Annotated in this window: 1 protein-coding gene and 1 pseudogene; both read right to left on the reverse strand. The window is 64.9% G+C overall.

Annotated features, from left to right (window positions below; genetic code table 11):
- Window positions 1-389: pseudogene (locus ACFUK0_RS40210) on the reverse strand (carbohydrate ABC transporter permease); the annotation flags it as partial.
- Window positions 382-1,165, reverse strand: a 784-nt coding sequence (locus ACFUK0_RS40215; protein ID WP_380259054.1) for a carbohydrate ABC transporter permease, incomplete at its 5' end; no start/stop codon positions are given. The gene ACFUK0_RS40215 and the pseudogene ACFUK0_RS40210, both read right to left, overlap by 8 nt.

Consider the following 1,165-nt stretch of genomic DNA (forward strand, 5'->3'; position numbering starts at 1 on the left):
AGCAGGAACAGGATGCCGGGGAACATCTGGGTGGAGAGGACCGTGACGGTGAACAGCTTGCGTCCGCGGAAGCGGTAGCGGCTGACGGCGTAGGCCGCGAAGATCGCGATCACCACCGACAGCGCGGTCGCGCTGACGGAGACGATGAGGGAGTTCACGAAGTAGTCGCCGAGCGGGACGGTGGTCCAGATGTCGACGTAGGGCTGGAGCGTGAAGCTGGACGGGATCCAGGAGAACGCGCCCTGGACGTCCTGCAGCGGCTTCATCGACGAGCTGATCATCACGAACAGCGGGGTCAGCACGAACGCCGACAGCAGCAGCAGGAAGATCCGCCGTGACCACCGGAAGGAGGCCGGGGGTGCCATGGGTGAGACGGGTGTCTTAGGCATCGGCGTCCCTCCGTCGTGAGGTGAGGAAGAGGTAGACGGCCGTCACGAGGAGCAGGAACAGCAGGAGCAGGACGGACATGGCCGAGCCGACACCGAAGTTCCAGGTGACGAAGGAGGACTGGTAGATGTGGATCGAGATGAGGTCGGCGGCCTCCGGTGCGGACTTGCCGAAGAGGACGTAGGGGGTGTTGAAGTCGTTGAACGTCCAGAGGAACAGCACCAGGACGAGCACCTGGTTGACGGGGCGCAGGGAGGGCAGGGTGATCTTGCGGATCTGCTGCCAGACGCCGGCGCCGTCCATCGAGGAGGCCTCGTAGAGCTCCTTGGGGATGTTCTGCAGGCCGGCCATCAGCGTGAGGAACGCGAACGGCCAGGACTTCCAGACGGAGACGACGACGAGTGCGGTGAAGCTGTTGTCGCCGATCAGCCAGAACGGCTTGTCGTCCATCAGGTGCAGCTGGTCGACCAGCACGTGGTTGATCAGGCCGGTGTCGCGCTGGAACATGAACGACCAGGTGATCACCGCGGCGTAGACCGGCAGGGCGTAGGGGACGAGGAACAGGGCCCGCAGGATTCCCCGTCCCCGGAACGCGTCCTGCATGTAGATCGCCGCGGCGGTGCCGAGCAGCCAGGAGATGCCGACCGACAGGATGGTGAAACTACACGTGGTCCAGAACGAGTTGAGGAGCGACCGGCCGACCGGAGCGCTGAAGTCCACCGCCATGCGGTAGTTCCCCAGGCCGGTCCAGGGTGCGGCCGACCAGTCCCGGATGAAG

It is taken from the genome of Kitasatospora sp. NPDC057223, assembly GCF_042669755.1.
Taxonomy (GTDB): Bacteria; Actinomycetota; Actinomycetes; order Streptomycetales; family Streptomycetaceae; genus Kitasatospora.